Here is a 26,181-nt window from a genome sequence, read left to right as displayed (position 1 = left end):
ATAATAATGCAAGAAAGTATTCAACTGGTTATTGATTCGCTGCCGTTTCTGCTGAAAGGTGCGGTATTTACATTACAGCTCAGTATTGGCGGGATGTTCTTCGGGCTGGTGCTGGGCTTTGTGCTGGCCTTAATGCGCATGTCACCCATTCTGCCGGTACGCTGGCTGGCGCGTTTTTATATCTCCGTGTTTCGCGGTACGCCGCTCATCGCCCAGCTCTTTATGATCTACTACGGCCTGCCACAGTTTGGTATTGAGCTGGATCCGATCCCTGCAGCGATGATTGGTCTGTCGCTCAATACTGCGGCGTACACGTCAGAAACTCTGCGTGCGGCGATTTCGTCTATCGATAAAGGGCAGTGGGAAGCGGCGGCCAGTATCGGTATGACCCCCTGGCAGACGCTGCGCCGCGCTATCCTGCCGCAGGCGGCCCGAGTAGCGCTTCCGCCGCTCAGCAACAGCTTCATTAGCCTGGTGAAAGATACCTCCCTGGCGGCAACGATTCAGGTACCGGAGCTATTCCGTCAGGCGCAGCTGATTACCTCCCGCACGCTTGAAGTCTTCACCATGTATCTGGCCGCCTCGCTGATTTACTGGGTGATGGCGACGGTGTTGTCTGCCCTGCAAAACTACTTCGAAAACCAGCTTAACCGCCAGGAGCGTGATCCAAAATGAGTGCTATCGATGTCAAAAACCTGGTGAAAAAATTCCACGGTCAAACGGTGCTCCACGGGATCGATCTTGAAGTTGAGCAGGGCGAAGTGGTAGCGATTATCGGACCGAGCGGGTCGGGAAAGACAACGCTTCTGCGCAGCATTAACCTGCTTGAACAGCCGGAGGGCGGCACCATTCGGGTCGGGGAGATAACGATTGATACCGCGAAATCCATCAGCCAGCAGAAAGGATTGATCCGCCGCCTGCGTCAGCATGTTGGCTTCGTTTTTCAGAACTTCAATCTTTTCCCACACCGTACGGTGCTGGAGAATATTATTGAAGGGCCGGTCATCGTAAAAGGTGAATCGAAAGAGGACGCGACGGCGCGCGCGCGCGAACTGCTCGCTAAAGTTGGGCTGGCGGGTAAAGAGACCAGCTATCCGCGCCGCCTGTCGGGGGGGCAACAGCAGCGCGTGGCGATAGCGCGCGCGCTGGCGATGCGCCCGGATGTGATCCTCTTTGATGAACCCACCTCTGCGCTCGATCCGGAACTGGTGGGTGAGGTGCTGAACACTATTCGCCAGCTGGCACAGGAAAAGCGGACGATGGTGATCGTGACCCATGAAATGAGCTTTGCACGCGATGTAGCTGACAGGGCCATCTTTATGGACCAGGGACGGATCGTGGAACAGGGGCCGGCGAAACGCTTATTCGCTGACCCTCAACAGCCGCGAACCCGTCAGTTCCTTGAAAAATTCCTCATGCAGTAGCATTTTTGCACTAATTTGCTCCAGAAATTTACCCTGGAGCAAATTATTCTCCCTCTTCGCGCTGTCCTGTGTTTTTTTATTCCACCCGGCTTGGATAAACCTTATCAATAGTAAAGTTAATTGTGCTATTGCCGATATTTTGTAGTTAGAAATAAGTTTTATGTGTTAGGTTATATTCACCATAATAATGATTATCTTTTCAGAGGCTTCATTTAGTAAGTATGAAGGATTCAGACTTTTTCACCTGGCGACGGGATTGCTCCCTCCGGTTTCAGGAATTGACCTGTGCCGACGAGGTATATCAGGAACTACAGAGACAAACGCAGGCGCTTGAATTTGATTATTACGCACTCTGCGTGCGGCATCCCGTGCCATTTACGCGGCCTAAGATCTCTGTGCACACCACTTACCCAAAGCAGTGGATGGCGCAATATCAATCCGCGAACTATTTTGCTATTGATCCGGTTCTAAAACCGGAGAATTTCATTCAGGGTCATTTACCCTGGACGGATGCATTATTCGCTGATGCACAGGAATTATGGCACAGCGCTCAGGAGCATGGTTTACGCACGGGAATTACCCAGTGTCTGATGCTGCCTAATCATGCGCTTGGCTTCCTGTCGGTTTCTCGTACTAGTGTAGTGGAAGGACCGTTTGCCAGTGAAGAAATAGAATTGCGGTTGCAAATGCTGGTGCAAATGGCCTTAACCTCTCTGATGCGTTTTGAAGATGAGATGGTCATGCCGCCAGAAATGAAATTCAGCAAACGCGAGCGTGAAATTCTGAAATGGACTGCGGAAGGGAAGACGTCAGCGGAAATAGCGATCATTCTCTCCATCTCAGAGAATACCGTTAACTTCCATCAGAAAAATATGCAGAAGAAATTCAACGCGCCAAACAAGACGCAGATCGCGTGCTACGCGGCGGCAACGGGGCTGATCTGAGTAGATAATACGTTCTGCGTGACAGACGAGCGAACGGCTGAATGCCCTGCATTCAGCCGTTTTTTGTTACTGGCGGTAGGCTTGTTTGATTTGCTTAACGGTGTTCGCAAATACCGCTGATTCAGCCTGGTCTTCCATCTCCGCGATTTGTTTTTCCATTTTAATGATCACACGACCGGCGTCAGCCTGGCCCATCGCCTGCAGCATCAGCGTTAGCAGCGCTTTCAGGCAGTTTACTTCCTGTGCCAGTTCCTGGTTATTCTCCGCAGTGGCAAATTCAGGTGTGCTCATTTATTTTCCTCATTATTTAACGGCGCTAAAACGCGACGACGAAAGTCAAGGCGGCGGAGTATACCACAAGCTGCTGCAAAAAATGCAGCGGTTGTTTTTCGTACTTTTACGCGGATGTTTAATTGCGTAAACAGAACGAACCGGTAAACTGCACCGCTGTTAATGGCTATTAATTGTTTAAGTCCGGTTCGCTTGCCGTTAATTATTGTTACAAAAATTTGAGAGCTGTTTTTTTGCAGGTAAAGCTTGCAGGCTTTTTGTAACTTTTTGAATACAGATGCTTAAAAAAAGCCGCAATAGCACTGAATGCACGGGCTCTCTTTCCAGGGACTGTACAGCCTAATTTCCAAAAACGAGAGCGAAATCGAATAGCAGGGTTTTTAACGTTTTAATCTTGTGAGGAAAACCGTTAATATAAACCAAATTATCACTCAGTAGCGTTATCCCTATTCTGGAGACATTTCCTTTGATCAACGTCCTTCTTGTTGATGACCACGAACTGGTGCGCGCAGGGATACGACGCATTCTTGAAGATATTAAAGGTATTAAAGTTGCCGGTGAGGCGTGCTGTGGCGAAGATGCTGTAAAATGGTGCCGCACAAACTCGGCCGACGTGGTACTGATGGATATGAACATGCCCGGTATCGGCGGTCTTGAAGCAACGCGCAAAATCGCGCGTACCTTTGTTGATACGAAAGTCATCATGCTGACGGTGCATACCGAAAACCCACTGCCTGCGAAAGTGATGCAGGCGGGTGCCGCGGGTTACCTGAGTAAAGGTGCTGCGCCGCAGGAAGTCGTCAATGCTATCCGTTCCGTGTTTGCCGGACAGCGCTATATCGCTTCCGACATTGCTCAGCAGATGGCGCTGAGCCAGATCGAGCCCGAGAAAACCGAATCACCGTTTGCCAGTTTGTCCGAGCGTGAATTGCAGATTATGCTGATGATCACCAAAGGTCAGAAGGTGAATGAGATCTCGGAACAGCTGAATCTCAGCCCGAAAACGGTGAACAGCTATCGTTATCGCATGTTCAGTAAACTGAACATTCATGGTGATGTCGAACTGACGCATCTGGCCATCCGACATGGTTTGTGTAATGCGGAGACGTTGTTAAGTCAGTGAGTGATGTGTTCGATTCAAAAGCATTTCTGAAAACCGTAACCAGCCAGCCTGGCGTCTATCGCATGTATGACGCTGGCGGTACGGTTATCTATGTGGGGAAGGCAAAAGATCTTAAAAAACGCCTCTCCAGCTATTTTCGCAGCAACCTTGCCTCCCGTAAGACCGAAGCGCTGGTCTCACTTATTCAGAATATTGATGTTACCGTCACGCACACCGAGACAGAAGCGCTGCTGCTTGAGCACAACTATATTAAGCTCTACCAGCCGCGCTATAACGTGCTGTTGCGCGATGATAAATCCTACCCGTTTATCTTTCTGAGCGGCGACACCCATCCGCGCCTCGCCATGCACCGCGGAGCAAAACACGCGAAGGGTGAATATTTTGGGCCGTTTCCTAACGGCTATGCCGTGCGCGAAACGCTGGCGCTGCTGCAAAAAATCTTCCCGATCCGCCAGTGTGAAAACAGTGTCTACCGTAACCGCTCGCGCCCGTGCCTGCAGTACCAGATTGGGCGTTGCCTGGGGCCTTGCGTTGCCGGGCTGGTGAGTGAAGAAGAGTATGCGCAGCAGGTTGAGTATGTGCGCCTGTTTTTAGCCGGAAAAGACGATCAGGTGTTAACCCAACTGATCGAACGGATGGAAAAAGCCAGCGCCGCCCTTGAATTCGAAGAGGCCGCGCGCATCCGCGACCAAATCCAGGCGGTGCGCAGAGTCACTGAGAAACAGTTTGTCTCAAATACCGGTGACGATCTCGACGTCATCGGCGTGGCCTTTGACGCCGGGATGGCCTGCGTGCACGTTCTCTTTATTCGCCAGGGCAAAGTGCTCGGCAGCCGCAGTTATTTCCCGAAAGTGCCTGGCGGCACTGAACTGGGTGAAGTGGTGGAAACGTTTGTCGGCCAGTTCTATCTGCAGGGGAGCCAGATGCGCACGCTGCCTTCTGAGATCCTGCTTGATTTCAGTCTCGACGATAAAACTCTGCTGGCTGATTCGCTTTCGGAACTTGCCGGTCGTCGGGTCAATGTGCAAACCAAACCGCGCGGCGACAGGGCGCGTTATCTGAAGCTGGCGCGGACCAACGCGGCGACGGCGCTCACGACGAAACTGTCTCAGCACTCGACGGTGCATCAGCGCTTAACGGCCCTGGCGGCGCTGCTGAAGCTGCCGGAAGTGAAGCGTATGGAGTGTTTCGACATCAGCCATACGATGGGTGAACAGACGGTGGCTTCCTGCGTGGTGTTTGATGCCAATGGCCCACTGCGCGCCGAGTACCGTCGCTATAACATCACCGGCATCACGCCGGGCGATGACTATGCGGCGATGAATCAGGTGCTGCGTCGTCGCTATGGTAAAGCCATTGAAGAGAGCAAGATCCCAGATGTGATCCTGATTGACGGTGGGAAAGGGCAGCTCGGCCAGGCGAAAGCGGTATTTGAATCGCTTGACGTCAGTTGGGATAAAAACCATCCGCTGCTGCTGGGTGTCGCAAAAGGGGCCGATCGTAAAGCCGGTCTGGAGACATTGTTCTTCGAGCCAGAAGGTGAGGGCTTCAGCCTGCCGCCGGATTCCCCGGCGCTGCATGTCATCCAGCATATTCGCGATGAGTCACACGACCATGCCATCAGCGGTCACCGTAAAAAACGGGCGAAGGTGAAAAATACCAGTACCCTGGAAACAATTGAAGGCGTGGGGCCAAAACGTCGCCAGATGCTGCTGAAATATATGGGCGGATTGCAAGGATTACTCAACGCCAGCATGGAGGAAATTGCAAAAGTGCCGGGTATTTCGCAAGGGCTGGCAGAAAAGATCTACTACTCGTTGAAACATTGAGGGCTCTGTAGCAACATAGAGCTAAATTTTACTGACAACAAATAGTTACCGTCACTATGCAATATAATATCCCTACGTTGCTCACTCTTTTTCGTGTTGTACTCATCCCGTTCTTTGTACTGGCGTTTTATCTGCCGGTCGTCTGGGCACCTTTTGCCTGCGCATTGATCTTTCTGATCGCGGCGGTCACCGACTGGTTTGATGGCTATCTGGCTCGCCGCTGGAATCAAAGCACCCGTTTCGGTGCCTTCCTCGATCCGGTGGCAGATAAAGTAATGGTTGCTATCGCGATGGTGCTGGTGGCCGAGCACTATCATACCTGGTGGGTAACGCTGCCGGCGGCAACCATGATTGGCCGTGAGATCATCATCTCCGCGCTGCGTGAGTGGATGGCTGAACTGGGTAAGCGCAGCAGCGTGGCGGTCTCCTGGATTGGTAAAGTGAAAACGACCGCGCAGATGGCGTCGCTGGTCTGGATGCTCTGGCGTCCAAACGCCTGGGTTGAATGGGCGGGAATTGGTCTGCTGTGGGTGGCGGCAGTGCTGACGTTATGGTCAATGCTGCAATATCTGAACGCCGCGCGCGGGGATTTGCTTGATCAGTGATCGTTTCGCCGTAATTTTCAGCAAACGATCCGGGGATGTAAAAAATAACGTTGACTCATAACGTCATATCAGTAGAATGCAACGCATCGAACGGCGGCACAGCAAGCCGGACGATAATGAAATCAAGTGGTTAGAAGTTAACTTGATGACATGCGGGAATAGCTCAGTTGGTAGAGCACGACCTTGCCAAGGTCGGGGTCGCGAGTTCGAGTCTCGTTTCCCGCTCCAGATTAAAGACATGCGCAATGGCGGGTGTCAGTTTTAAAGATTTAGCGGCGCGTTAGCAAAGCGGTTATGTAGCGGATTGCAAATCCGTCTAGTCCGGTTCGACTCCGGAACGCGCCTCCACTTTCTTCCCTGGCCGGATGGTGGAATCGGTAGACACAAGGGATTTAAAATCCCTCGGCGTTCGCGCTGTGTGGGTTCAAGTCCCACTCCGGCTACCATGGGAAACAAAGAATAATCAAAGCAATAAGCAGTGTCGTGAAACCACCGAAAGGTGGTTTTTTTGTGCCTATTGTTTGCCTTCATACAATTTGATTGGCATGCTGCCCATGCTGTAATCTGGCTTTCTATAGTTTTGCTTTGCTGAATCAAAATCTGTTTATCAGGACCTTTTTCTTCTTACTGCTGATTTCCCCGGCCAGTTACAATTACTGGAGACGCGATCGACAATCACCTGTTTCCTCGCCCTTAGTGACATTTACTTTTAGGCGTTAAGTATGTTCACAATGGCACCCACTCAATTCTCATTATCGCTGATGAGATAGCCAGCAGCACGAACATTTTACTTCGAGTCGAATGGATTAGCGTGTAATGCCTTCCCCAAAGATATGCGCCCCAGCACCTTCTCTAGCTGCGTAACTACTTTCCCATGTTGCCGTGGACGGAAAAAAAACGCCTGAAAAGACTGGCGTATAAGCTTGCTAACCTTATGAAAAATGAGTTTATGCATGAGTTTGATACAGACATCAGGTTTGAAGTTTCATCGCTCTATAAATACGGGGCTATAGCGAGCAAAGCAGCTATTCGCAATATTATGCTCCCGGGGGGCGCTATTACGATGTAGAATTGGCCGCTGACGAAGCTTTGAGCGTTGCCGAGCCTCATCACGATGGAACCCCTCACTGGCACCTGTTGCTTTTCCTCCGTCATGAGGAAGTGGAGTATGCAACAGCCATTTTCCGTAAGCATGCCATGAGAGAAGACGGGCAGGAGCCGGGAGCACAGGACCACCGCTTTACCGTTAAGCCAATTGACGAGCAATTTGGTTCGGCGACGGGCTACATCGCTAAATATATCTCCAAAAATATCGACGGCTACGGCATGGATGGTGAGCGTGATCTTGAGTCAGGCCAGCCAGTCATGGATATGGCAAAGCGCGTACGCGCCTGGGCTTCACGCTGGAATATCCGCCAGTTTCAGCAGATTGGCGGCGCGCCGGTGACCACCTGGAGGGAGTTGCGCCGGTTAGGTAACCGTGAGCTGGTATTGCATCCGGAGCTGGAAGCGGTACGTGCCGCAGCCGATGCACCAGACTGGCCGGGATATACCAACGCTCAGGGCGGACCGTTTGTCGCGCGCGATTGCCTGCGCGTTCGCCTAAACTATGAATTCACTGAAAACGGCAATGATTATGGTGATACGGTCGCCAAAATTACTGGCGTTTATTACCCATATACGGGCAGCGAATCAGTCATTTTCACTCGCACCACCGATTACAAGATTGTGCCGAAGCGTAAGCCGTCGCCGGTCGAGATTTTGACCTTAGAAAGCCGCGCAGCGGCCCCTTGGTGTTCTGTCAATAACTGTACGAATCGTTCAGGCGCGGTCGAAAAACAACCGTCAAAAGTATCTGTGCCAGCTGGTGCTACAACGTTAAAATCAGCGATGAATGCCAGTAATTCTACCCAAGTAAGTCCGGTGACAGAACTTCCGCTGAATATCGAAGAGTTGCGACGATATTCACGTCAACAACGACAAGAAATCACTAGCCGACTTAAAAATTACGGTCGTGAAAGCTCAGATCAAACCTTCGAACGTACCGTGCGAGCCATGCGCGCATCTGTTGAGGATGAAAGTGCGTTGACGTGGGGGCCAACAGTAGTCGCCGCGACAGATATGAATCTGACCCCTGAAGAGACGGAGCAGCGCTGGCGTAAGAAGTTGCCCGTTGGCTGCGTCTGGTAGGGGGGATTTATTTGTGTTTCGTGAGTGGCCGATATGGCCGGAAATGATGGTGCTGCGGGTGGTACCACACCGCCAGAAATGACGATGCGGCCAGGAGATCACTTCGTGGATTCAAGCAATGCGTAAGGGTTGAAGCGAATCACCTCCTCACCCAGCCAGTCGTTAACATGCTTCATGGCTTCCATGCAGGGTGTCAGCTCATTGACGGCGAACACGCGAGTCACTTTCTCAATATCACTGAATGAACCGTCTCCTTCCGGAATGGCGCCCATCAATTTCGGTGGCACCCGGTGTGCTGCAAGCATGTCATTGCGAGAGGAAGAGGAAGACTCCCATCCTACAAATTAATCCTTAGCCGATATCTGGCTGAATGATAGGATTTTCACGGAGTCTTTGCCGCCGTTAGGTGCGTGCAGAAGAATGTTCTTAAACGCACCGCCGCGCCGGGTATCAGCCAGCGACTTTTTGAGCTCATCAAGGCTCTCCTGGTTGGTCATCACGCTGTTAACGTAGACGATGCAGCCAGCATGTGAGCCGTTGTCTTAGTAGAGCTTTCGCAGAATGGGCCAAATCAGCCGACAGTATTCTCTTTGACACAAAAGTCTTCTGAGCAAGCCCAGAAGACCTTTTACCTTTTTCTCTCACAATCGCTATAACATGGTTTTTGAGTCTGGTGTTAAACGTGTTTTTTCCGAACGTTTTGATGCACTATCGCTGCTATCCATATCAATATGGTCGTTAACATAATCGAAACGGTAAATAGAATCAGCGTGTAGTAATCAAGAAAATCTTCCTCCAAAACATAGCCATATCTTTTTACATACCAATCGTATATTTCCAGGTCCGGCAAAAAGAAACAAAGCACGGAATAAGATATGAAAAGGGTTGCGAGTTCTGCGAACCAGACAAGCACCCGTGAAAGAGGTTTCATCAATATACCTGTATCGTCCCGAAAGCCTTCAGTTGGGCGGTGATCATAACTGGTGGGGATTTAACTAGCGCCCTCCAGAGGATCATGTAGTCTGACAACGAAACAATTGAAATACATCCATCGCTGTTTCCATTATGGCCTGCGGGATGTAGGCGAAATGCTCCGCGCTCAACATCTCCAATAAAGGAGGTATCATCAATCCGATCATCTTCACGAAACAGGGCAAACCACAACTTGCGATCTGAACCACTTTCCAGGGATTTATAGAAATCATTCAGTCTGGTTTTCCATCCGCCGCGCGAACGGGCGACGATGTAGTACTTTCCCGGAGGAAGGGGGCCCCTTTTGGATATTGCGATCGAGTCTGGGTTGTTCCTGTGCTTCCCTTTATTGCCTGAGTAGGCAGCAAAGAAACCCACCCCAGGACAACTTAATGAAGAAAGTTGCCCGTTATTGATATGAAAATAGCAACGAATCATCTGTCTGCCCACGAATCAGTAAATATGATATTTCCGTCGCAGTGCTTCCAGGTTATGCGTTCATAACGCAAAGATATGCTTTCAATATGGTTGTGCTTTTCAGTCGTAGGATCTTTCACATCGTGCATGACGGGGCATACAGAAACCACCTTTACCCCTTCAAGATACATATTGAAGTATTCAACTTCCTGCCCAGCGTCGTTAATCCTGTACCACTTAAATTCCGCTGATTGTAACGTTTGTCCGTGCGCCACTGCTTTATAAAGATAGGGGCTTGATGAATCGAATTCTTTTTCAAAATGTAATGCGGAGTGAACTCGTGTACCTGTAATTTTGCCGGTTGCGCTATCAGTCGGAAGATGTAAACCATGCCCAAATCCAAGAACTTCAATACTACCTTCACGGTATTGAACATCGACAGACCCTTTGATGTTTGCGCCACCGTCATCTTTAAGCCAAAGGTATGCGGGTATAGCCATTCTGAACGCTCCTTTTTCAGTGAGTTTGACGTGATTATCAGAGACTAATAAATCAACAAACTCAGACCTTCTCAAGGCATTGCGTGCTATACCTTTGGTGAATATCTCATTGTTATTTATATGAAAATATTTTTAATGGTTCCTTTCGTATCAAATCACACCCCACCCAAATAAGCCTTCCTCACCTCCTGGTTGCCCAGCAGTTCCTCACCGCTGCCGCTCAGCCGGATCTGTCCGTTAACCATCACGTACCCGCGGTCAGACAGCTTCAACGCGTGATGCGCATTCTGCTCCACCAGAAAAATCGTCATCCCGTTGCGGGCCAGCTCGCGCAGCGTCTGGAAGATCTGTTTCACCACTATCGGCGCTAAGCCCAGGCTCGGTTCATCCAGCAGCAGCAGCTTCGGACGGCTCATCAGTGCCCGGGCGATAGCTAACATCTGCTGTTCCCCGCCGGACATGGTCATTGCGCGCTGTTTACGCCGCTCTTTAAGACGGGGAAAGAGGTCAAACATGGTTTGCATATCGTCAGCGGCAAACTGGCTGCCGATGGGGATGGTGCCCATCAGCAGGTTCTCTTCAACGGTCATATCGGGAAAGATTCGTCGCCCCTCGGGTGCCTGCGCAATGCCGCCGGAGGCGACATAGTGGGTGGATTTATGGCTGATATCTTCACCACTGAAAAGGATCTGCCCGTTGCGGATACGGGGCTGGCCAAAGATGGACATCAGCAGAGTCGATTTACCTGCGCCGTTTGCGCCAATCAGCGCCACGGTTTCACCTTTATTGACCTCCAGCGAAACCTGTTTCAGCGCCTGAATGACGCCGTAGAACACATCCACTTCGCGAAATGCCAGCAGCGGTTCGCTCATAGGGTGACCTCGCTTTCATCAGTGCCCAGGTAGGCGGCAATGACCTTTTCATCATGCTGGATCTGCTCGGGTTTTCCCCTGGCAATGACATCGCCGTGGTCGAGCACGATAATGTCGTCTGAAATCTCCATCACCATCCCCATATCGTGCTCAATCAGTAATACCGTGATGTCATGGCGATCCCGCAGAAAACGAATAATGCTGCTCAACTTATGCGTTTCAACCGGATTCAGCCCGGCGGCGGGTTCATCCAGACAGATCATTTCCGGCCCGGTACACATTGCTCGCGCAATTTCCAGACGCCGTTGCTGGCCGTACGACATCTCTCCCGCCAGGCGATTGGCGCACTCCACCAGATCCACCACTTCCAGCCAGTAGAAGGCCCGGTCCAGGGCGTCGCTTTCCGCCCGACGGTATGCCGGCGTATTTAAGATCCCGGCGAGCAGATTGCGGTTTACACGCATATGTTGTGCGACCAGCAGATTTTCCACGACTGACATCTCGCGAAAAAGGCGGATATTTTGAAACGTGCGCGCCAGTCCTGCGCGGTTGACCAGGTGCGTTCCGCCAAACATTTTGTAGAAAAGACGCTGCCCGAGCTGCGCGGGATGGATCCAGTCGCCTGGCTGGAATTTTTGTCCGAGTACCTGAATGACGTTGGTCGTTTTATTGCGGGTATTAAATAAAATGTTGCCGCCGGAGGCTCTGTAGAAGCCCGTCAGGCAGTTAAACACGGTGGTTTTCCCCGCCCCGTTGGGTCCAATAAGGGCAGTGATTGACCCGCGCTGAACGTCCAGGTTGACGTCGTTCAACGCTTTAATTCCACCGAAGTGCATCATCAGGTGTTCAACGCGTAATATCGTTTCGTTCATGGTGCGACGCCCTTACGCACGGCAAACCCGCTGCGATTAATGCGGATCAAACCGCGTGGACGCCAGATCATCATCACTACCATGAGCATGCCAAACAGCAGGACGCGGTACTCTGCAAAACTGCGCAGCAGTTCTGGCGTGACCGTGAGCACAAAGGCGGCCAGCACCACGCCCAGCGTCGAGCCCATGCCGCCCAGCACGACGATGGCGAGGATCAGCGCGGATTCAAAGAACGTGAATGAGGTCGGGTTCACGAACCCCTGGTAGGTCGCGAAGAAAACTCCGGCAATGCCCGCGGTCGACGCGCCCAGCGTAAAGGCCGACAGTTTGACCAGAACATGATTCAGCCCCATTGAGCGACAGGCAATTTCGTCTTCACGCAGGGCTTCCCACGCCCGCCCAATCGGCATTCGCGTTAGGCGGTGCTTGATATAGAGCACCAGCATCACCACCAGAAACAGCACCGTGTAGATAAAAATAAATTTCATATTCGGGTTGTAGGTCAGGTGGAAGAACTCGTGGAAGGGCACGCCTCCTTCTTTCGCACGCCGACCAAATTCCAGACCGAAAAAGGTCGGGGGAGGGGCCGACACGCCGTTAGGCCCGCCGGTGAACGTCAGCCAGTTGTTCAGTATCAGGCGAATGATCTCCCCGAAGCCGAGGGTGACGATGGCCAGATAGTCACCGTGCATGCGCAGCACCGGGAAACCGAGCAGGGCACCGGCGGCGGCCGCCATGATTGCCGCCAGCGGGAGCATGCTCCAGAAGCCTAACCCGAGATACTGATACCCCAGCGCCAGGCCGTAAGCGCCAATCGCGTAGAAAGCGACATATCCCAGGTCCAGCAGACCGGCCAGGCCCACGACGATGTTCAGCCCCAGGCCAAGAAGCACGTAGATCAGCCCGAGGATGGCGACGGTCAGCACATATTTGGTGGCGACAAACGGGAAGCAAATCGCGAGGGTAATCACCAGGGGAATAATCCAGCGCATGCGGCTTTTGTATTCCGGTGGCCGGACATACACGCCTGCGCTATCGGCTTCGAAGCGCGCCTGGAAACGGGCACCGGCAGGGGTACCTAAGAAAGCGCTCAGCAGAAAACGCCCCAGCATCACAATGCCGACCATCCAGGCCAGGCGCTGCCCGGCGAAGTTAAAGCTGTACCCGTCCAGCACCACGCCTGCAATGGGGCCGAAGATAATTAGCGCAATCAGCCCCGAAAAAATCGCGTCCAGAATGCAGCGTTTAAGCGAAAAAGCGTGCGATACCATGTCGTTCTCCCTCACACTTTGGCCACAATCGGGCGCCCAAGCAGCCCCTGGGGACGGAAAATCAGGATCATGACCAGCAGCCCAAACGAGAAGACATCTTTATAGTCCGAGTTCACCATGCCTGAGAACTGCGCTTCCGCCACGCCCAAAATAAGGCCGCCGAGCATCGCGCCGGGCAAGGAACCGATGCCCCCCAGTACCGCTGCCGTAAAGGCTTTAATCCCAATCACAAACCCGACGTAGAAATCAAAGGTGCCGTAATTCATGGTGATCAGCACGCCCGCCAGGCCGGCCATCGCTGCGCCGATGACAAAGACCAGCGAAATGATCCGGTCGGTATTAATGCCCAGAATGGAGGCCATTTTTCGATCCTGCTGCACCGCACGGCACATCCGCCCAAGACGGGTATGGTTGATTATCCAGGTGAGCACCAGCATGCCGGCAAACGAGGCGAGCAGAATAAACACTTTGGTGTAGGTTATCTGAACGAACCCATCGCCCAGATGCAGACGAATAACGCCGTCCAGCATGGTTGGCACCCCTTGCTGGCGGGGGCCCTGGCTCAGCTGCGCGTAGTTTTGCAGGATAAGCGACATCCCGATGGCGGAGATAAGTGGAGCGAGGCGCGTGGAGTTTCGTAGCGGCTTGTAGGCAATACGCTCGATAGTCCAGCCGTATACGCCAGTCACCACAATGGTGAAAACCAGCGTCCCAAGGATCAACAGCGGGAACGACTGCAGGCCGAAGAATGACAGCAGCGCCAGGCCAATGGCGCAGAGATAGGCGGAAATCATATACACTTCGCCGTGGGCGAAATTAATCATGCCGATAATGCCGTACACCATGGTGTAGCCGATGGCGATTAAGCCGTAGACGGAGCCCAGCGTTAAGCCATTGATTAACTGTTGCAGGAAGAATGTACTCATTTTAGCGCGCTCGTTTTATAGGCTGCGCGAGCCGCGCAGCCTGATGTTTATTACGCGCCGGCAGGCAGGCCCGCCGACGTTGAGCGTGACTCCGTCCCGTTACTGTACTTCCTTATATTTTCCTTTGTCGTCCCACTGGTAAACCACATAGTCAGAGACTTTCAGGTCGCCTTTGCTGTCCCAGGCTTTTTTGCCCATCACCGTGTCGACGGAGTTAGCTTTCAGCCACTCGCTGGCTTTGGCTGAGTCCTTGCCGCCGGTGGCCTTGAAGGCCGCTGCAATCGCCTGTACGGAAGCATAAGAATAAAGGGTGTAACCTTCCGGCTCGAATTTACCGGCGCGGAATTTCTCGATAACCGCTTTACCGTCCGGGATCAGGCGCGGATCTTTACCGAAGGTCATGTAAATACCATTGGTGTACTGCGGGCCGCCTGCCGCGGTTACCATCTCTTCGTTGACGATACAGTCACCGGAGAAGAATTTCGCCTGTACGCCCTGTTCACGCATCTGGCGAACCAGCGGGCCAGCTTCCGGATGACACCCGCCGAAGAACACCACGTCCGGTTTTTGTGCGCCAATTTTAGTGACCAGCGCGTTAAAGTCTTTTTCACCGCGCGATAGCCCCTCGTACATCACATCCTGAACCCCGCGTTTTGCCAGCGCCGCTTTGGTGGCGTCAGCCAGACCCTGACCATAGGTGTCTTTATCGTGAATGATCACCACGCGTTTGGCTTTCAGTTTGTCGATGATGAAGTCGCTGGCAACCTGGCCCTGCTGGTCATCGCGGCCGCACATGCGGAACATGTCGCTCATGCCGCGTTCGGTAATCAGCGGGTTGGTCGAGCCGGGGGTAATAGCGATGATCCCCGCATCGCTGTAAACCTCGGAGGCGGGCATTGTGGAAGAGGAGCAGAAATGGCCGACCACGGCGTTGACTTTATCCTGGTCAACTAAACGGTTGGCGACGGCCACGGCCTGCTTAGGCTCGCAGGCGTCATCTCCCTGAACCAGTTTGATCTTCTCACCGTTAATGCCGCCCGCGGCGTTAATGTCTTCAGCGGCCTGCGTTGCGCCGTGCCAGTACTGATCGCCATAGGTGGCATTAGGACCCGTGAACGGCCCGGCCACACCAATCACAATATCTGCCCTGGCGGAAAACGCCGTCACCAGGCAGCCGGCCAACACGAGAGAAAGAGGAGTTCTGATAAATTTCAGCGACATTATTATGTTCCTTAGCAAAGAGGTTTTTGCACCACGGCGTAAACCCAAACGCCCGACGGCGCAGCCAATCCAAAACACGAACAAGAACAAAATGCACTAAACGAACAAGATACAGACGGCATCCTGCATATTACGGCGAGGTTTCCCTGCGCAGCATCGCGCGAAGAACAGTAAGCAAAAACGTTGCCAGAATGGTTAACCCATTGACGGGCTTGTGACCTGTTTGAGTATAGAGCGCCGCGTTATGCCGCCCTGCGGGAGGAGAAGAAATTACAGCGGAGATCACATATCGTTAACAATAAAGCCCATAAGTTGTGCAAAGGTCACGATTTGCACGTTTTTGCAGCAATAAAGACCTAAACTTCAGCCCGGAGAGGCGTGAGATATGTGTTAGGATCGTTTCCTTTTTATCAGGAGTGTCAGCGATGACTGAAGGCCCATTAAATGAAAGCGAAATGGCGTGGCTTGAAGAGACGTTAATGTCTTACGGTCATGATGATGCGTCCGTGATTGACGTGTCCGAACTGGACGGCATGTTCACCGCAGTGCTTTCCGGCCCTGTTGTCGTTGAGCCAGATGCCTGGCTGGTGGCGGTGTGGGGTGGTGAAAAATACATTCCACGCTGGAAAAACGATCGTGAGATGAACCGTTTTATCGATCTCTGCTTTAAGCATATGAACGATATTGCAGAGCGCCTGAGCGAATATCCGGATCAGTTTGAACCGATGTTTGGGTACAACGACGTGGACGGTGAGAGCTATACCGTTGTGGAAGAGTGGTGCTACGGCTACATGCGCGGCGCGGCGCTGACGGACTGGTCAGCCTTGCCGGAAGAACTGAAGGCCGATCTCGATGTGATTGCGCTTCACGGTACGGAAGAGAACAGCGACCAGCTGGATGCGCTGACCGAAGAAGACTATAAAGACAGCATTGAGCGTATTCAGCCTGCGGCGCTGCGCTTGTATAACTACTGGGTTAACAACCCGCAGCAGCCGGAAGTGAAGAAACCGACGGTGAATGGCACGAAAGTTGGGCGTAACGATCCGTGTCCTTGCGGCAGCGGGAAGAAGTTTAAGAGCTGCTGTTTGCACTGATAAAAAAAGGGGCTGATGATAGCCCCTTTTTTATTTAACCCACTTCCGGCAGCATTCCCGCTGCAATCAACGCCTGCACCAGAATAATCACCACCCCACAGGCAAACACAACACACAGCAGCGGTTTTCCCCCTGCCACGCGGTACCCCTGCTGCGGATGCTGCTGGCGGCTCTTCCATGCCAGCAGGGAAGGGAGGAGCAGGGCAAGGACCGACAGCGCCACTCCTGCGTATCCCAGCGCCATCACAAACCCGCGTGGATAAAACAGCGCGAATGCCAGCGGCGGCAGAAAGGTGATTGCCCCGGTCTGTAAACGCCCTGCGGCGGTATTGCGACGCTGGAACAGGTCGGCCAGGTAATCGAACAGGCCAAGGGCCACACCCAGGAACGAGGTCGCCAGCGCCAGGTCGGCAAACAGGTGTACCGCCAGCTCAACGTGCGGGGAGGTGACGACCTCGCGCAGTGCCAGCAGAAAACCGTTCAGACCAGCGTGCTGTGCCATCAGCCCAATAAAGGTTGAGGAATCAATGCTGCCCAGGGTCACCAGTTGCCAGAAAATATAGGCGATCAGCGGGATCGCGCTGCCGATGACAAAGACGCGGCGCAGCTTGCGAATATCGCCGTTCATATAGCTAACGATGCTCGGCACGCTGCCGTGGAAGCCAAACGAGGTGAAGATGACCGGGATCGCGGAAAGCGCCAGACCTTTTTCCAGCGGCAGGGTCAGCAGATTGACCTTGTGAACATGCGGTGCCAGCAGGACCAGCATGACTATCAGGAACAGAATTTTGGCGCTAAACAGAAAACGGTTAAACAGATCGACCAGCGACGTCCCCACGCAGACCACACCGCCGCCGATGAGCGCAAAGAAGATAGCCCCCGTTGCAGGGGTAATGTCTGAGCCGAACCAGTCATTAACGCTGGAGGCGATCAATTCTCCGGCGCCGCTGATATAGGCGGCGGTCAGGGCGTACATCAGGAACATCATGCTAAAGCCGGTGATCCACTGGCCGTAACGTCCCAGGTAGCGCGACGCAAGTGAACCCAGACCGGTGTCGGCGGGCACATGCTGATAAACCTCAAGCAGCAGCAGGGCGGTGTAACACATCAATGCCCAGAGCGTACCCAGCAGCAGCAGGGTCATGCCAAATCCCACGCCTGCGGCGGCCAGGGGCATTGCCAGCATTCCTGCGCCAATTGTCGTTCCGGCGACGATAAAAATACTTCCCAGGGTTCTGTTTTTCACGCTTTCCTCTACAACAGCTCTTAATCGCGGCAAAATCTGCGGCGCAGAGTAAGGCAAAAGCGATAATTCGTCAAACCACCGTTACAAGGGGTGTAATGAAAGGTTTACGTATTGCGCTGCCGACAATCCGACGTGGGGCGACGTTCAGGTATGACGTAAACAAGGCATACAGGGAATAAAATGCGTGTTTTGATGCGGAGGGAAAGAGAAATTAACGCGGTGCCGGAAACCAGCACCGCATTGAGATTAATTCTGCGTATCAAGAGTGGAAAGTTCTTTATCAATAAAGTAAAGACCTTCGCCTGATTTACCCGCCAGAGCTAATTTATCCAGAACAGATTTAAACAGCTTCTCTTCTTCGTGCTGTTCAGCAACATACCACTGCAGGAAATTAAAGGTTGGATAATCCTGGCTGGTCATAGCGGCATGAACCAGTTCGTTAATTTTCTGCGTGATCAGCTGCTCGTGCTCGTAGGTGGCACGGAACAGTTCGTCGAGAGAATTATATTCAGCAAAAGGGGATGTCACGGTTTCAATGCGCGGCAGGCTGCCCGTATCTGTCAGATAATCAAACAGACGTTGCATGTGGGTCATCTCTTCCTGAGCGTGACGACGCAGAAACGCGGCTGCGCCTTCGAAGCTGTGGTAGCTGCACCAGGCGCTCATCTGCTGGTAGAGGAGAGACGAAAAAAGCTCAAGGTTCATTTGTGCGTTGAGCTTGTCGATCATTTCAGATTTCAGCATGGTGGCGCTCCGGGTTATTATTTCTGGTTCACAATGAGCGACACTATAATTTGTTATTTAATTATTTGCAAAACGTAAAATTTTTATTTCTTTATTTAAAATACGAATGGGAATAAAACGCATTGGCGATATTTATATTTATTATTGAGAATTGTTTTTGTTCGTAATAAATAAACCGCCAGCAAACGCTGGCAGCCTTGATCAATACCACGGATTATTTGACTTAGGGTTAACGGCATACCCCATACATTTATACTGGATAGTTACGCTCTCGTTCAGACACAACGCGCCGCTGGTCAGGGTACAGGTTTTGATGGGCTGACCATAGGCTGATGCGGTGGCGTACCCCATGCTCTGACACGCTTTTGCCGCCGTGCCGTTATTCACATACTCATCGGAATACGCATTTTGCAGTACTGCCTGGCCGTAGTCGAGGCGGACGATGCCGTTAGGCGCGTCGAGGCTACTGACTTCAGCCTGGCGGTTAATACTGCATCCTGCGAGCAGCAGGAGCGTGCCGGCTACAATGACTCTTTTCATGGTTCGCTCTGAGTGGATGGAAATACGTTATCGTACCCGCAGATGCCCACTGCAATGCCTGGAATAGCCGGGCAATCTGCCCTCACTCTTTGCAACGGGTCAGAGATGAACGCTATCAGGCCACACCCTGAGAAAATTGTGATGTATATCACAAAAATATTGATTTTTGTGATGATGGTCATATTATAGGCACGTTGACAATAAAGTTGTATAACAAGTTAATGGAGCCTCATCGTGAAACTGCGCAAAATCCTGAAAAGCATGTGGGCCAATTACTGCCGCACGTTCAAAGACGTGCCGCCGGGCGCCATGTTCTGACAAAAAAAACCTGCTTCGGCAGGTTTTTTTGTCTCTGCCGACGACGAAGGGGAGATGAAAGGGGCTGCATTTTGCTACTATGGCGGCCTTTAAATAAGGAGAAAGCCCCCATGTCACAAAACCTGAGCGCCGATCAGGAGCTGGTGTCTGACGTTGTCGCATGCCAGCTGGTTATCAAACAAATCCTTGATGTTCTGGACGTGATTGCGCCGGTTGAAGTGCGCGAGAAGATGTCTACGCAGCTGAAAAACATCGATTTCGCCAGCCATCCTGCTGCCGCTGACCCGGTTACGCTTCGTGCGATCCAGAAAGCCATCGCGCTGATTGAGCTGCGATTCACGCCGCAGGGTGAGTCCCACTAAAGCGGGGAAATGGGCGACGGTATGTGTCGCCCTTTGATGCCGCTAAAAGAATGTCTGGACCAGCAGGTAGCTCGCCGCGCACGCGCAGCTTACCCCAATCAGCCCTGGAAGAATGAAGCTGTGGTTGATGATAAATTTGCCGATGCGGGTGGTGCCTGAACGGTCGAAGCCGATGCAGGCCAAATCGCTTGGATAGGTTGGCAGGACAAAATAGCCGTATGAGGCCGGGAAAAAGGCGATCAGCATTTTCGGATCGATACCCAACATAAGGCCCATAGGCGCAACGGCCGTCAGCGCAGCCGCCTGGCTGTTCACCAGTTTTGACACCAGAAACAGCACAATCGCATAGGTCCACGGGTGGCTTTTCACCACGCCTTCCAGCGCCAGTTTTAGCTCGTCGAGATGCGCCTGGAAGAAGGTATCGCTCATCCACGCTACGCCGAACACCGAGAAGATCGCGACCATACCTGCCTTGAACACCGCGCCGTTAGAGATCGCGGACGCATTCACTTTGCAGGCCATCAGCATCACGGCGCCCGCAATCAACATCATCATCTGGATGACAAGATTCATCGACAGCGCCGTCATTTTGCCTTTCAGTTCAAAGGCGGGACGCAGTTCAGGAAATGCCCCCAGCAGAACGACCACGGCAATCCCGGCAAAGAAAATCCACGTGGACCAGTAGGCCTGTTTTGGGAAACGTTGGTTCATTAACGTCTCCGTTCCGCCATAGATAAACTCGCGCTGTTTAGGATCTTTCAGTTTTTCCTGAAATTCCGCGTCGTCAGCCAGGTCTTTCCCGCGGCGTAAGCTCCACAGGGCTGCAATGGCCACGCCGAAAAGTGAAGCGGGAACCGACACGGCGAGTATTTCCAGGATCCCCCATACGTGACCGATCCCATGCTGTGCCGCCAGGATGGAGATCAGCGATACGACGGCGACGGAAACGGGGGATGCCGTAATCGCCATCTGCGATGCCACCGATGCCACGGCCATTGGGCGTTCCGGGCGGATCCCTTTTTTCAGGGCGATGTCCGCAATGATGGGGAACATGGTGTACACCACGTGCCCGGTCCCGCACAGAAAGGTCAGCATCCAGGTGGTAAAAGGGGCGAGCAGGGTGATGTGTTGCGGGTGTTTGCGCAGAAGACGTTCGGCAAACTGCATCATGACGTTGAGGCCGCCCGCAGTCTGAAGGGTAGCCGCGCAACCAATCACCGCGAGAATGGTCAACATGACGTCAACCGGCGGCTTGCCCGGCTGCAGACCAAAAACAAAACACAAAATAAAAAGGCCAATACCGCTTATTAACCCAAGCCCCATCCCACCGAAACGTGTACCCGTCAGCAGGCAGAGGAGAATGACAACAAATTCAATGGTGATCATGATGCTCCCTCGACAATGATTATGTAATTAAATAAATCATTACACGTTGTGTGGTTAATCATTGGGAGCAAGATCTGATTTGTTAAATTTCAGCAAAAGCAGAAGGTTGGAGCTAAGAAGGGGAACCTGCCCCCGGAACGGAAGCAGGTCAAAAGACTCAGTGATGCTGCACGGCCACGATGTCGAGCAGATTACGATCGGTTTGCTCAGGGCATAAACCTGCCTGCTGCGCATTATGGATTTCATCCGCCAGCGTCTTCAGCAGCATGCCGTCCTGCTGCTGCTCTTTGTCCATGTCATGTAAGAACGTGAGTGTGGTAATGTCCTGCTGCGCTCTGGCTTCATCGGCCAGTTTGCTGAGCGTGCTGCAGCGTTGTTCATATTCTTCGAGCGTTTTCTGGAACAGTTCTTCCAGTGAGGAGTAGTCTTCATTAATTCCATCAAGGGCTTTAACGACAGGATTTGCCCCTGCGGCTTTAAGGAAGTTAAAGACGCGCATCATATGGGTGACGTTACTTTGCGCCTGAGAGCGAAAGAATGTGGCAGACCCCGTGAGACTTTTCTCGGAACACCAGGCACTTAAGTGAAGGTGCAGATTCGAGGCGTAGAACTCAAGGTTCATCTGCGCATTAAGTTTTTGCATCATCGTTTGGGTAGCCATACTCATATCCTTATTGACTGTGGGACGTGATGTCCGTTGCTTAACCTGAGCGTCAGGCAAATACGAAGAAAAAGAGCAGAAATAAGCATTCTGCAGCGACCGAAATTCACTTCCTGTGTTCGATATAAATAAGCATACCCTTGTCTGTGGTCTAAGAAAACTCTTAATTGGGCTGTATTTACCATACATTACAAACTTTAATATAGTACAGAAATACAATTAGCTCGCCATCGAATAACTATACATTAATTGATTGATAATTAATGTTTTTTAATGAAGAGATATACTGTTACTCTTTGGAGGATATTAAGTTGGAGTAATGCTCCGTAAAAACAAGAAATACGGATTAATTATTTCGAATATATGATGCATTAATTAAATTGCGCTAAATCAAATTCTGCGGAATAACGAATCTTCAGGGCGTGGTACATTTTTGATGAAAAACATGCTGCATCCTTTTTAACATCGGGAGTCCTTTCGTGCGTAGCCGGGCATCAGGGATATCTTAGCTAATCTTATGGATAATCCTGCTCAACCCTCTTTCATTTGTCCGACAAATCCTGCCTTTTTTATGTCATTTTCCGCTGAATTTATGTACGCAATTACTGTAATTCTGCGGTGTGATGGGGCTCTCTTATGGATGATTAATTTCCCGCTAAAACTATCACCAGCAATAACGCTTATGACGAGGTAAGCGCTAATGCCTTGTTTTAAGTCCGATTAAATAAGAAGCACGCAAATATTCCCTACAGAAAAGAATGCTAAAGCTGGAGTTTACCATGCACAAATTTACTAAAGCGCTGGCGGCCATCGGTCTGGCTGCCGTTATGTCACAATCCGCTATCGCTGAGAATTTAAAACTCGGTTTTTTGGTAAAACAGCCCGAAGAACCCTGGTTCCAGACTGAGTGGAAATTCGCCGATAAAGCCGGGAAAGATTTAGGTTTTGAAGTGATTAAAATCGCCGTGCCTGACGGTGAGAAAACCCTGAACGCCATTGACAGCCTGGCAGCCAGCGGCGCGAAAGGTTTCGTTATCTGTACTCCGGATCCAAAGCTCGGTTCGGCAATCGCGGCGAAAGCCCGCGGTTACGATATGAAAGTCATTGCCGTTGACGATCAGTTCGTTAACGCCAAAGGCAAGCCCATGGACAGCGTTCCGCTGGTGATGATGGCGGCGACCAAAATCGGCGAACGTCAGGGTCAGGAACTTTATAAAGAGATGCAAAAGCGTGGCTGGGATGTCAAAGAGACCGCAGTGATGGCCATCACTGCGGATGAGCTGGACACGGCTCGCCGCCGTACTTCCGGTTCAATGGACGCGCTGAAAGCGGCCGGCTTCCCGGAAAAACAGATCTACAAAGTCCCCACCAAATCCAACGATATCCCGGGTGCTTTCGATGCCGCGAACTCCATGCTGGTTCAGCATCCGGAGGTGAAACACTGGCTGGTGGTCGGCATGAACGACAACACCGTGCTGGGCGGAGTACGCGCGACGGAAGGCCAGGGCTTCAAAGCGGCTGACGTGATCGGGATTGGCATCAACGGCGTTGACGCCGTCAGCGAGCTGTCCAAAGCGCAGGCTACCGGTTTCTACGGCTCTCTGCTGCCAAGCCCGGACGTTCACGGCTACAAATCTAGCGAGATGCTCTACAACTGGGTAACCAAAGGGGCTGAGCCGCCGAAATTTACCGAAGTGACCGACGTGGTGCTGATTACCCGCGACAACTTCAAAGAGGAGCTGGCGAAAAAAGGACTGGGCGGTAAGTAATACGCTGTGATTGTGCCCCTCACGCATCGTGAGGGGCCAGACGTACACACTACAGGAATCACGGAGACGTTATGCGACAGTCTGATCCGTATCTCTCTTTTCGCGGCATCGGGAAAACCTTCCCCGGTGTTAACGCGCTGACCGATATCAGCTTCGACTGCTATGCCGGCCAGGTTCACGCCCTGATGGGGGAAAACGGTGCGGGAAAATCCACGCTGTTAAAAATTCTCAGCGGCAACTACGCGCCAACAACCGGCACGCTGGCTATTCGCGGCGAAGAGGTGACCTTTGCCGATACCACGGCGGCACTCAATGCCGGGGTTGCCATTATCTATCAGGAGCTGCACCTCATCCCTGAGATGACCGTGGCGGAAAATATCTATTTAGGCCAGCTCCCGCACAAAGGCGGCGTGGTGAATCGTTCGCTACTTAATTATGAAGCGGGGCTGCAGCTCAAACACCTGGGTCTGGATGTCGATCCTCAGACCCCGCTGAAATATCTCTCCATCGGCCAGTGGCAGATGGTTGAAATTGCTAAGGCGCTGGCGCGTAACGCCAGAGTTATTGCCTTTGATGAGCCCACCAGTTCGCTCTCTGCGCGTGAAATCGACAATCTGTTCCGCGTGATCCGCGAGCTGCGTCAGGAAGGCCGTACGATTTTGTATGTTTCGCATCGTATGGAAGAGATCTTTGCCCTGAGCGATGCTATTACCGTATTTAAAGATGGCCGCTATGTGCGCACCTTTACCGACATGGAGCAGGTTAACCATGACCAGCTAGTTCAGGCGATGGTCGGGCGCGAGCTGGGTGATATTTATCACTGGCAGCCGCGGGCATACGGGCCTGAACGCCTGCGTCTGGATAACGTCAAGGCGCCGGGCGTGCGTGCGCCGGTTTCATTATCTGTACGCAGCGGCGAAATCGTCGGGCTGTTTGGTCTGGTGGGCGCGGGGCGCAGTGAATTAATGAAAGGCCTGTTCGGCGGTACCCGCATTACCGATGGGCAGGTCTCCATTGACGGTGAGCGGGTAGATATCCTGAAACCGGCCCACGCGATAAAAGCGGGGATGATGCTCTGCCCGGAAGACCGTAAAGCCGAGGGCATTATTCCGGTGCATTCGGTGCGCGACAACATCAACATTTCCGCCCGCCGCAAGTTTATTCGCGCAGGTTGCCTGATAAACGATAGCTGGGAGTCGAGCAACGCCGACCACCATATTCGCTCACTGAATATCAAAACGCCGGGTCCAGAGCAGTTGATCATGAATCTTTCAGGCGGAAACCAGCAGAAGGCCATTTTGGGTCGCTGGCTGTCAGAGGATATGAAGGTCATTTTACTGGATGAGCCGACGCGCGGTATCGATGTGGGGGCAAAGCACGAGATTTATAACGTGATCTATGAGCTGGCAAAACGCGGCGTGGCGGTGCTCTTCGCCTCCAGCGATCTGCCGGAGGTGCTTGGCGTGGCCGACCGCATTGTGGTGATGCGTGAAGGCGAAATTGCCGGTGAATTACTTCATGAACAGGCGAATGAACAACAGGCGTTGAACCTCGCCATGCCTAAAGTCAGCCAGGCTGTCGCCTGAGTAAGGAGTTAATGATGTCCTCTGTTACTACATCCGGAGTGCCGAAGTCGAAGTCGGCGTTAAGTTTTGGGCGTATCTGGGATCAGTACGGCATGCTGGTGGTCTTTGCCGCACTCTTCCTCGCCTGTGCCATCTTTGTCCCTAATTTTGCCACCTTCATTAATATGAAGGGGCTGGGGCTGGCCATCTCCATGTCCGGGATGGTGGCCTGCGGGATGCTGTTCTGCCTGGCCTCCGGCGATTTTGACCTGTCGGTGGCGTCGGTGATTGCCTGTGCGGGCGTCACGACGGCCGTGGTGATCAACATGACGGAGAGCCTGTGGATTGGCGTTCTGGCCGGTCTGCTACTCGGCGTCATCAGCGGTCTGGTGAACGGTTTTGTTATCGCTCGCCTGAAGATTAATGCCCTGATCACCACGCTCGCGACGATGCAAATTGTCCGCGGGCTGGCCTATATCATCTCCGACGGTAAAGCGGTGGGGATTGAAGACGAGCGCTTCTTTACGCTGGGTTACGCCAACTGGCTGGGCCTGCCTGCGCCTATCTGGCTGACCGTGGCCTGCCTGATCCTGTTCGGCTTCCTGCTGAACCGGACCACCTTTGGCCGTAACACGCTGGCGATTGGCGGGAATGAAGAGGCCGCTCGTCTGGCGGGTGTGCCGGTTGTGCGAACCAAGATTATTATCTTTGTGCTCTCAGGGCTGGTTTCTGCCGCCGCGGGGATTATTCTGGCTTCGCGTATGACCAGCGGCCAGCCCATGACCTCTATCGGTTATGAGCTGATCGTCATTTCGGCCTGCGTGTTAGGGGGCGTTTCCCTCAAGGGCGGCATCGGAAAAATCTCATATGTGGTGGCCGGTATCCTGATTTTAGGGACGGTAGAGAACGCCATGAACCTGCTGAATATTTCGCCGTTCTCTCAGTATGTGGTTCGCGGCCTGATCCTGCTCGCAGCCGTGATTTTCGACCGTTACAAGCAAAAAGCGAAGCGTACCGTGTAACCCTTTTTCCCGCCTTT

Annotated in this window: 25 protein-coding genes, 3 tRNA genes and 3 pseudogenes; 16 read left to right on the top strand and 15 right to left on the bottom strand. The window is 52.4% G+C overall.

The genetic code is table 11. The annotated features are described in order from the left end of the window. Positions 1-6: 6 nt before the first annotated feature. The 3 genes from tcyL (at position 7) to sdiA (ending at position 2,368) form a co-directional block, all read left to right on the top strand. Positions 7-675 carry a cystine ABC transporter permease gene (tcyL, locus tag E3U32_RS23565; protein ID WP_028013677.1) on the top strand — a complete coding sequence of 223 codons (669 nt, stop codon included), beginning with the start codon at positions 7-9 and terminating at the stop codon, positions 673-675. After that, on the top strand, positions 672-1,424 hold the full coding sequence (tcyN, locus tag E3U32_RS23560; protein WP_134350726.1) for an L-cystine ABC transporter ATP-binding protein TcyN: 753 nt from the start codon (positions 672-674) through the stop codon (positions 1,422-1,424). The genes tcyL and tcyN overlap by 4 nt, the downstream gene beginning before the upstream one ends. A gap of 221 nt (positions 1,425-1,645) precedes the next feature. Continuing rightward, complete coding sequence (gene sdiA, locus E3U32_RS23555) at positions 1,646-2,368, top strand: transcriptional regulator SdiA (protein ID WP_134350724.1); 723 nt, start codon at positions 1,646-1,648, stop codon at positions 2,366-2,368. 66 nt (positions 2,369-2,434) lie between these two features. On the opposite strand, the gene E3U32_RS23550 is transcribed toward sdiA, so the two are convergent. Together E3U32_RS23550 and E3U32_RS23995 are read right to left on the bottom strand one after the other, a co-directional pair. Beyond that, entirely contained in the window at positions 2,435-2,659 is a 225-nt protein-coding gene (locus E3U32_RS23550; RefSeq protein ID WP_008500345.1) for a DUF2594 family protein, read from the bottom strand. A 25-nt stretch (positions 2,660-2,684) separates the two neighbouring features. Beyond that, positions 2,685-2,753 (bottom strand): annotated as a pseudogene (locus tag E3U32_RS23995) (hypothetical protein); the annotation flags it as partial. A 372-nt stretch (positions 2,754-3,125) separates the two neighbouring features. On the opposite strand from E3U32_RS23995, the gene uvrY reads away from it, so the two are divergent. From uvrY to E3U32_RS23515, 7 genes and pseudogenes are all read left to right on the top strand, one after another. After that, entirely contained in the window at positions 3,126-3,782 is a 657-nt protein-coding gene (gene uvrY, locus E3U32_RS23545) for a UvrY/SirA/GacA family response regulator transcription factor (RefSeq protein ID WP_013096026.1), read from the top strand. Continuing rightward, positions 3,779-5,611 (top strand): excinuclease ABC subunit UvrC, encoded by a 1,833-nt coding sequence (gene uvrC, locus E3U32_RS23540; protein ID WP_134350722.1) that lies wholly within the window; start codon positions 3,779-3,781, stop codon positions 5,609-5,611. Before uvrY ends, uvrC begins: the two co-directional genes overlap by 4 nt. A 56-nt stretch (positions 5,612-5,667) precedes the next feature. Next, positions 5,668-6,216 (top strand): CDP-diacylglycerol--glycerol-3-phosphate 3-phosphatidyltransferase, encoded by a 549-nt coding sequence (gene pgsA, locus E3U32_RS23535; RefSeq protein WP_041909393.1) that lies wholly within the window; start codon positions 5,668-5,670, stop codon positions 6,214-6,216. A 152-nt stretch (positions 6,217-6,368) separates the two neighbouring features. Continuing rightward, positions 6,369-6,444 (top strand) — tRNA-Gly (locus tag E3U32_RS23530). A 46-nt stretch (positions 6,445-6,490) separates the two neighbouring features. Beyond that, positions 6,491-6,564 (top strand) — tRNA-Cys (locus E3U32_RS23525). 11 nt (positions 6,565-6,575) lie between these two features. Continuing rightward, positions 6,576-6,662, top strand: a tRNA-Leu gene (locus E3U32_RS23520). A gap of 649 nt (positions 6,663-7,311) precedes the next feature. Then, positions 7,312-8,406, top strand: a pseudogene (locus tag E3U32_RS23515) (replication endonuclease); the annotation flags it as partial. A gap of 98 nt (positions 8,407-8,504) precedes the next feature. Here E3U32_RS23515 and E3U32_RS23510 read toward each other — a convergent pair. The 8 genes and pseudogenes from E3U32_RS23510 to E3U32_RS23475 form a co-directional block, all read right to left on the bottom strand. Continuing rightward, positions 8,505-8,991: pseudogene (locus E3U32_RS23510) on the bottom strand (phage portal protein); the annotation flags it as partial. Positions 8,992-9,336: 345 nt separating this feature from the next. Then, entirely contained in the window at positions 9,337-9,816 is a 480-nt protein-coding gene (locus E3U32_RS23505) for a DUF2778 domain-containing protein (RefSeq protein ID WP_074170349.1), read from the bottom strand. Beyond that, entirely contained in the window at positions 9,813-10,295 is a 483-nt protein-coding gene (locus E3U32_RS23500; protein ID WP_063957584.1) for an Hcp family type VI secretion system effector, read from the bottom strand. The genes E3U32_RS23505 and E3U32_RS23500 overlap by 4 nt, the downstream gene beginning before the upstream one ends. A gap of 155 nt (positions 10,296-10,450) precedes the next feature. After that, entirely contained in the window at positions 10,451-11,167 is a 717-nt protein-coding gene (locus E3U32_RS23495; protein ID WP_063431873.1) for an ABC transporter ATP-binding protein, read from the bottom strand. Then, on the bottom strand, positions 11,164-12,039 hold the full coding sequence (locus E3U32_RS23490; RefSeq protein WP_063431875.1) for an ATP-binding cassette domain-containing protein: 876 nt from the start codon (positions 12,037-12,039) through the stop codon (positions 11,164-11,166). The genes E3U32_RS23495 and E3U32_RS23490 overlap by 4 nt, the downstream gene beginning before the upstream one ends. After that, complete coding sequence (livM, locus tag E3U32_RS23485) at positions 12,036-13,310, bottom strand: high-affinity branched-chain amino acid ABC transporter permease LivM (RefSeq protein ID WP_134350720.1); 1,275 nt, start codon at positions 13,308-13,310, stop codon at positions 12,036-12,038. Before livM ends, E3U32_RS23490 begins: the two co-directional genes overlap by 4 nt. A gap of 11 nt (positions 13,311-13,321) precedes the next feature. After that, on the bottom strand, positions 13,322-14,236 hold the full coding sequence (locus tag E3U32_RS23480; RefSeq protein WP_047345968.1) for an ABC transporter permease subunit: 915 nt from the start codon (positions 14,234-14,236) through the stop codon (positions 13,322-13,324). Positions 14,237-14,335: 99 nt separating this feature from the next. Next, the gene (locus tag E3U32_RS23475; RefSeq protein WP_023312277.1) at positions 14,336-15,457 is read right to left on the bottom strand and encodes a branched-chain amino acid ABC transporter substrate-binding protein; all 1,122 of its coding nucleotides are present in this window, start codon (positions 15,455-15,457) and stop codon (positions 14,336-14,338) included. Between the two features lie 425 nt (positions 15,458-15,882). Here E3U32_RS23475 and E3U32_RS23470 point away from each other — a divergent pair, with 425 nt between their 5' ends. Beyond that, positions 15,883-16,551: a YecA family protein gene (locus E3U32_RS23470; protein ID WP_134350718.1), complete on the top strand. Its 669-nt coding sequence runs from the start codon at positions 15,883-15,885 to the stop codon at positions 16,549-16,551. Between the two features lie 34 nt (positions 16,552-16,585). On the opposite strand, the gene tyrP is transcribed toward E3U32_RS23470, so the two are convergent. The 3 genes from tyrP to yecR form a co-directional block, all read right to left on the bottom strand. Further along, on the bottom strand, positions 16,586-17,797 hold the full coding sequence (gene tyrP / locus E3U32_RS23465) for a tyrosine transporter TyrP (protein ID WP_208527924.1): 1,212 nt from the start codon (positions 17,795-17,797) through the stop codon (positions 16,586-16,588). A gap of 246 nt (positions 17,798-18,043) precedes the next feature. Further along, positions 18,044-18,541: a non-heme ferritin gene (gene ftnA, locus E3U32_RS23460; RefSeq protein WP_134350714.1), complete on the bottom strand. Its 498-nt coding sequence runs from the start codon at positions 18,539-18,541 to the stop codon at positions 18,044-18,046. 201 nt (positions 18,542-18,742) lie between these two features. Then, on the bottom strand, positions 18,743-19,081 hold the full coding sequence (gene yecR, locus E3U32_RS23455; RefSeq protein WP_047345964.1) for a YecR family lipoprotein: 339 nt from the start codon (positions 19,079-19,081) through the stop codon (positions 18,743-18,745). 234 nt (positions 19,082-19,315) lie between these two features. On the opposite strand from yecR, the gene azuC reads away from it, so the two are divergent. Together azuC and E3U32_RS23445 are read left to right on the top strand one after the other, a co-directional pair. Then, on the top strand, positions 19,316-19,399 hold the full coding sequence (azuC, locus tag E3U32_RS23450) for a stress response protein AzuC (RefSeq protein ID WP_014884364.1): 84 nt from the start codon (positions 19,316-19,318) through the stop codon (positions 19,397-19,399). Between the two features lie 110 nt (positions 19,400-19,509). Beyond that, positions 19,510-19,761, top strand: a complete 252-nt coding sequence (locus tag E3U32_RS23445; RefSeq protein WP_008500405.1) for a DUF2766 family protein — start codon at positions 19,510-19,512, stop codon at positions 19,759-19,761. 42 nt (positions 19,762-19,803) lie between these two features. On the opposite strand, the gene E3U32_RS23440 is transcribed toward E3U32_RS23445, so the two are convergent. Further along, a complete protein-coding gene (locus E3U32_RS23440) occupies positions 19,804-21,147 on the bottom strand; it encodes an anaerobic C4-dicarboxylate transporter (protein WP_134350712.1) in 1,344 nt (447 codons plus the stop codon). Positions 21,148-21,304: 157 nt separating this feature from the next. After that, a complete protein-coding gene (locus E3U32_RS23435) occupies positions 21,305-21,808 on the bottom strand; it encodes a non-heme ferritin-like protein (protein WP_134350711.1) in 504 nt (167 codons plus the stop codon). Positions 21,809-22,587: 779 nt separating this feature from the next. Here E3U32_RS23435 and araF point away from each other — a divergent pair. The 3 genes from araF (at position 22,588) to araH (ending at position 26,164) form a co-directional block, all read left to right on the top strand. Beyond that, the gene (araF, locus tag E3U32_RS23430) at positions 22,588-23,577 is read left to right on the top strand and encodes an arabinose ABC transporter substrate-binding protein AraF (RefSeq protein ID WP_134350710.1); all 990 of its coding nucleotides are present in this window, start codon (positions 22,588-22,590) and stop codon (positions 23,575-23,577) included. A gap of 71 nt (positions 23,578-23,648) precedes the next feature. Next, a complete protein-coding gene (gene araG, locus E3U32_RS23425; protein WP_134350709.1) occupies positions 23,649-25,163 on the top strand; it encodes an L-arabinose ABC transporter ATP-binding protein AraG in 1,515 nt (504 codons plus the stop codon). 14 nt (positions 25,164-25,177) lie between these two features. Continuing rightward, positions 25,178-26,164 carry an L-arabinose ABC transporter permease AraH gene (araH, locus tag E3U32_RS23420; RefSeq protein WP_023336141.1) on the top strand — a complete coding sequence of 329 codons (987 nt, stop codon included), beginning with the start codon at positions 25,178-25,180 and terminating at the stop codon, positions 26,162-26,164. Positions 26,165-26,181 lie beyond the last annotated feature (17 nt).

It is taken from the genome of Lelliottia nimipressuralis, assembly GCF_004402045.1.
Classification (GTDB): domain Bacteria; phylum Pseudomonadota; class Gammaproteobacteria; order Enterobacterales; family Enterobacteriaceae; genus Enterobacter; species Enterobacter chinensis.
This window is presented reverse-complemented; position numbering and strand designations above follow the sequence as displayed.

Bases quoted from the DNA above. Each gene is read 5' to 3' on its own strand.
- E3U32_RS23475 (WP_023312277.1), bottom strand. From the start codon at position 15,457: ATGTCGCTGAAATTTATCAGAACTCCTCTTTCTCTCGTGTTGGCCGGC.
- ftnA (WP_134350714.1), bottom strand. From the start codon at position 18,541: ATGCTGAAATCTGAAATGATCGACAAGCTCAACGCACAAATGAACCTT.
- E3U32_RS23480 (WP_047345968.1), bottom strand. From the start codon at position 14,236: ATGAGTACATTCTTCCTGCAACAGTTAATCAATGGCTTAACGCTGGGC.
- tcyN (WP_134350726.1), top strand. From the start codon at position 672: ATGAGTGCTATCGATGTCAAAAACCTGGTGAAAAAATTCCACGGTCAA.
- pgsA (WP_041909393.1), top strand. From the start codon at position 5,668: ATGCAATATAATATCCCTACGTTGCTCACTCTTTTTCGTGTTGTACTC.
- E3U32_RS23470 (WP_134350718.1), top strand. From the start codon at position 15,883: ATGACTGAAGGCCCATTAAATGAAAGCGAAATGGCGTGGCTTGAAGAG.
- E3U32_RS23495 (WP_063431873.1), bottom strand. From the start codon at position 11,167: ATGAGCGAACCGCTGCTGGCATTTCGCGAAGTGGATGTGTTCTACGGC.
- yecR (WP_047345964.1), bottom strand. From the start codon at position 19,081: ATGAAAAGAGTCATTGTAGCCGGCACGCTCCTGCTGCTCGCAGGATGC.
- araF (WP_134350710.1), top strand. From the start codon at position 22,588: ATGCACAAATTTACTAAAGCGCTGGCGGCCATCGGTCTGGCTGCCGTT.
- E3U32_RS23490 (WP_063431875.1), bottom strand. From the start codon at position 12,039: ATGAACGAAACGATATTACGCGTTGAACACCTGATGATGCACTTCGGT.
- E3U32_RS23445 (WP_008500405.1), top strand. From the start codon at position 19,510: ATGTCACAAAACCTGAGCGCCGATCAGGAGCTGGTGTCTGACGTTGTC.
- E3U32_RS23505 (WP_074170349.1), bottom strand. From the start codon at position 9,816: ATGATTCGTTGCTATTTTCATATCAATAACGGGCAACTTTCTTCATTA.
- tcyL (WP_028013677.1), top strand. From the start codon at position 7: ATGCAAGAAAGTATTCAACTGGTTATTGATTCGCTGCCGTTTCTGCTG.
- araG (WP_134350709.1), top strand. From the start codon at position 23,649: ATGCGACAGTCTGATCCGTATCTCTCTTTTCGCGGCATCGGGAAAACC.
- E3U32_RS23550 (WP_008500345.1), bottom strand. From the start codon at position 2,659: ATGAGCACACCTGAATTTGCCACTGCGGAGAATAACCAGGAACTGGCA.
- E3U32_RS23500 (WP_063957584.1), bottom strand. From the start codon at position 10,295: ATGGCTATACCCGCATACCTTTGGCTTAAAGATGACGGTGGCGCAAAC.
- E3U32_RS23440 (WP_134350712.1), bottom strand. From the start codon at position 21,147: ATGATCACCATTGAATTTGTTGTCATTCTCCTCTGCCTGCTGACGGGT.
- sdiA (WP_134350724.1), top strand. From the start codon at position 1,646: ATGAAGGATTCAGACTTTTTCACCTGGCGACGGGATTGCTCCCTCCGG.
- livM (WP_134350720.1), bottom strand. From the start codon at position 13,310: ATGGTATCGCACGCTTTTTCGCTTAAACGCTGCATTCTGGACGCGATT.
- araH (WP_023336141.1), top strand. From the start codon at position 25,178: ATGTCCTCTGTTACTACATCCGGAGTGCCGAAGTCGAAGTCGGCGTTA.
- E3U32_RS23435 (WP_134350711.1), bottom strand. From the start codon at position 21,808: ATGGCTACCCAAACGATGATGCAAAAACTTAATGCGCAGATGAACCTT.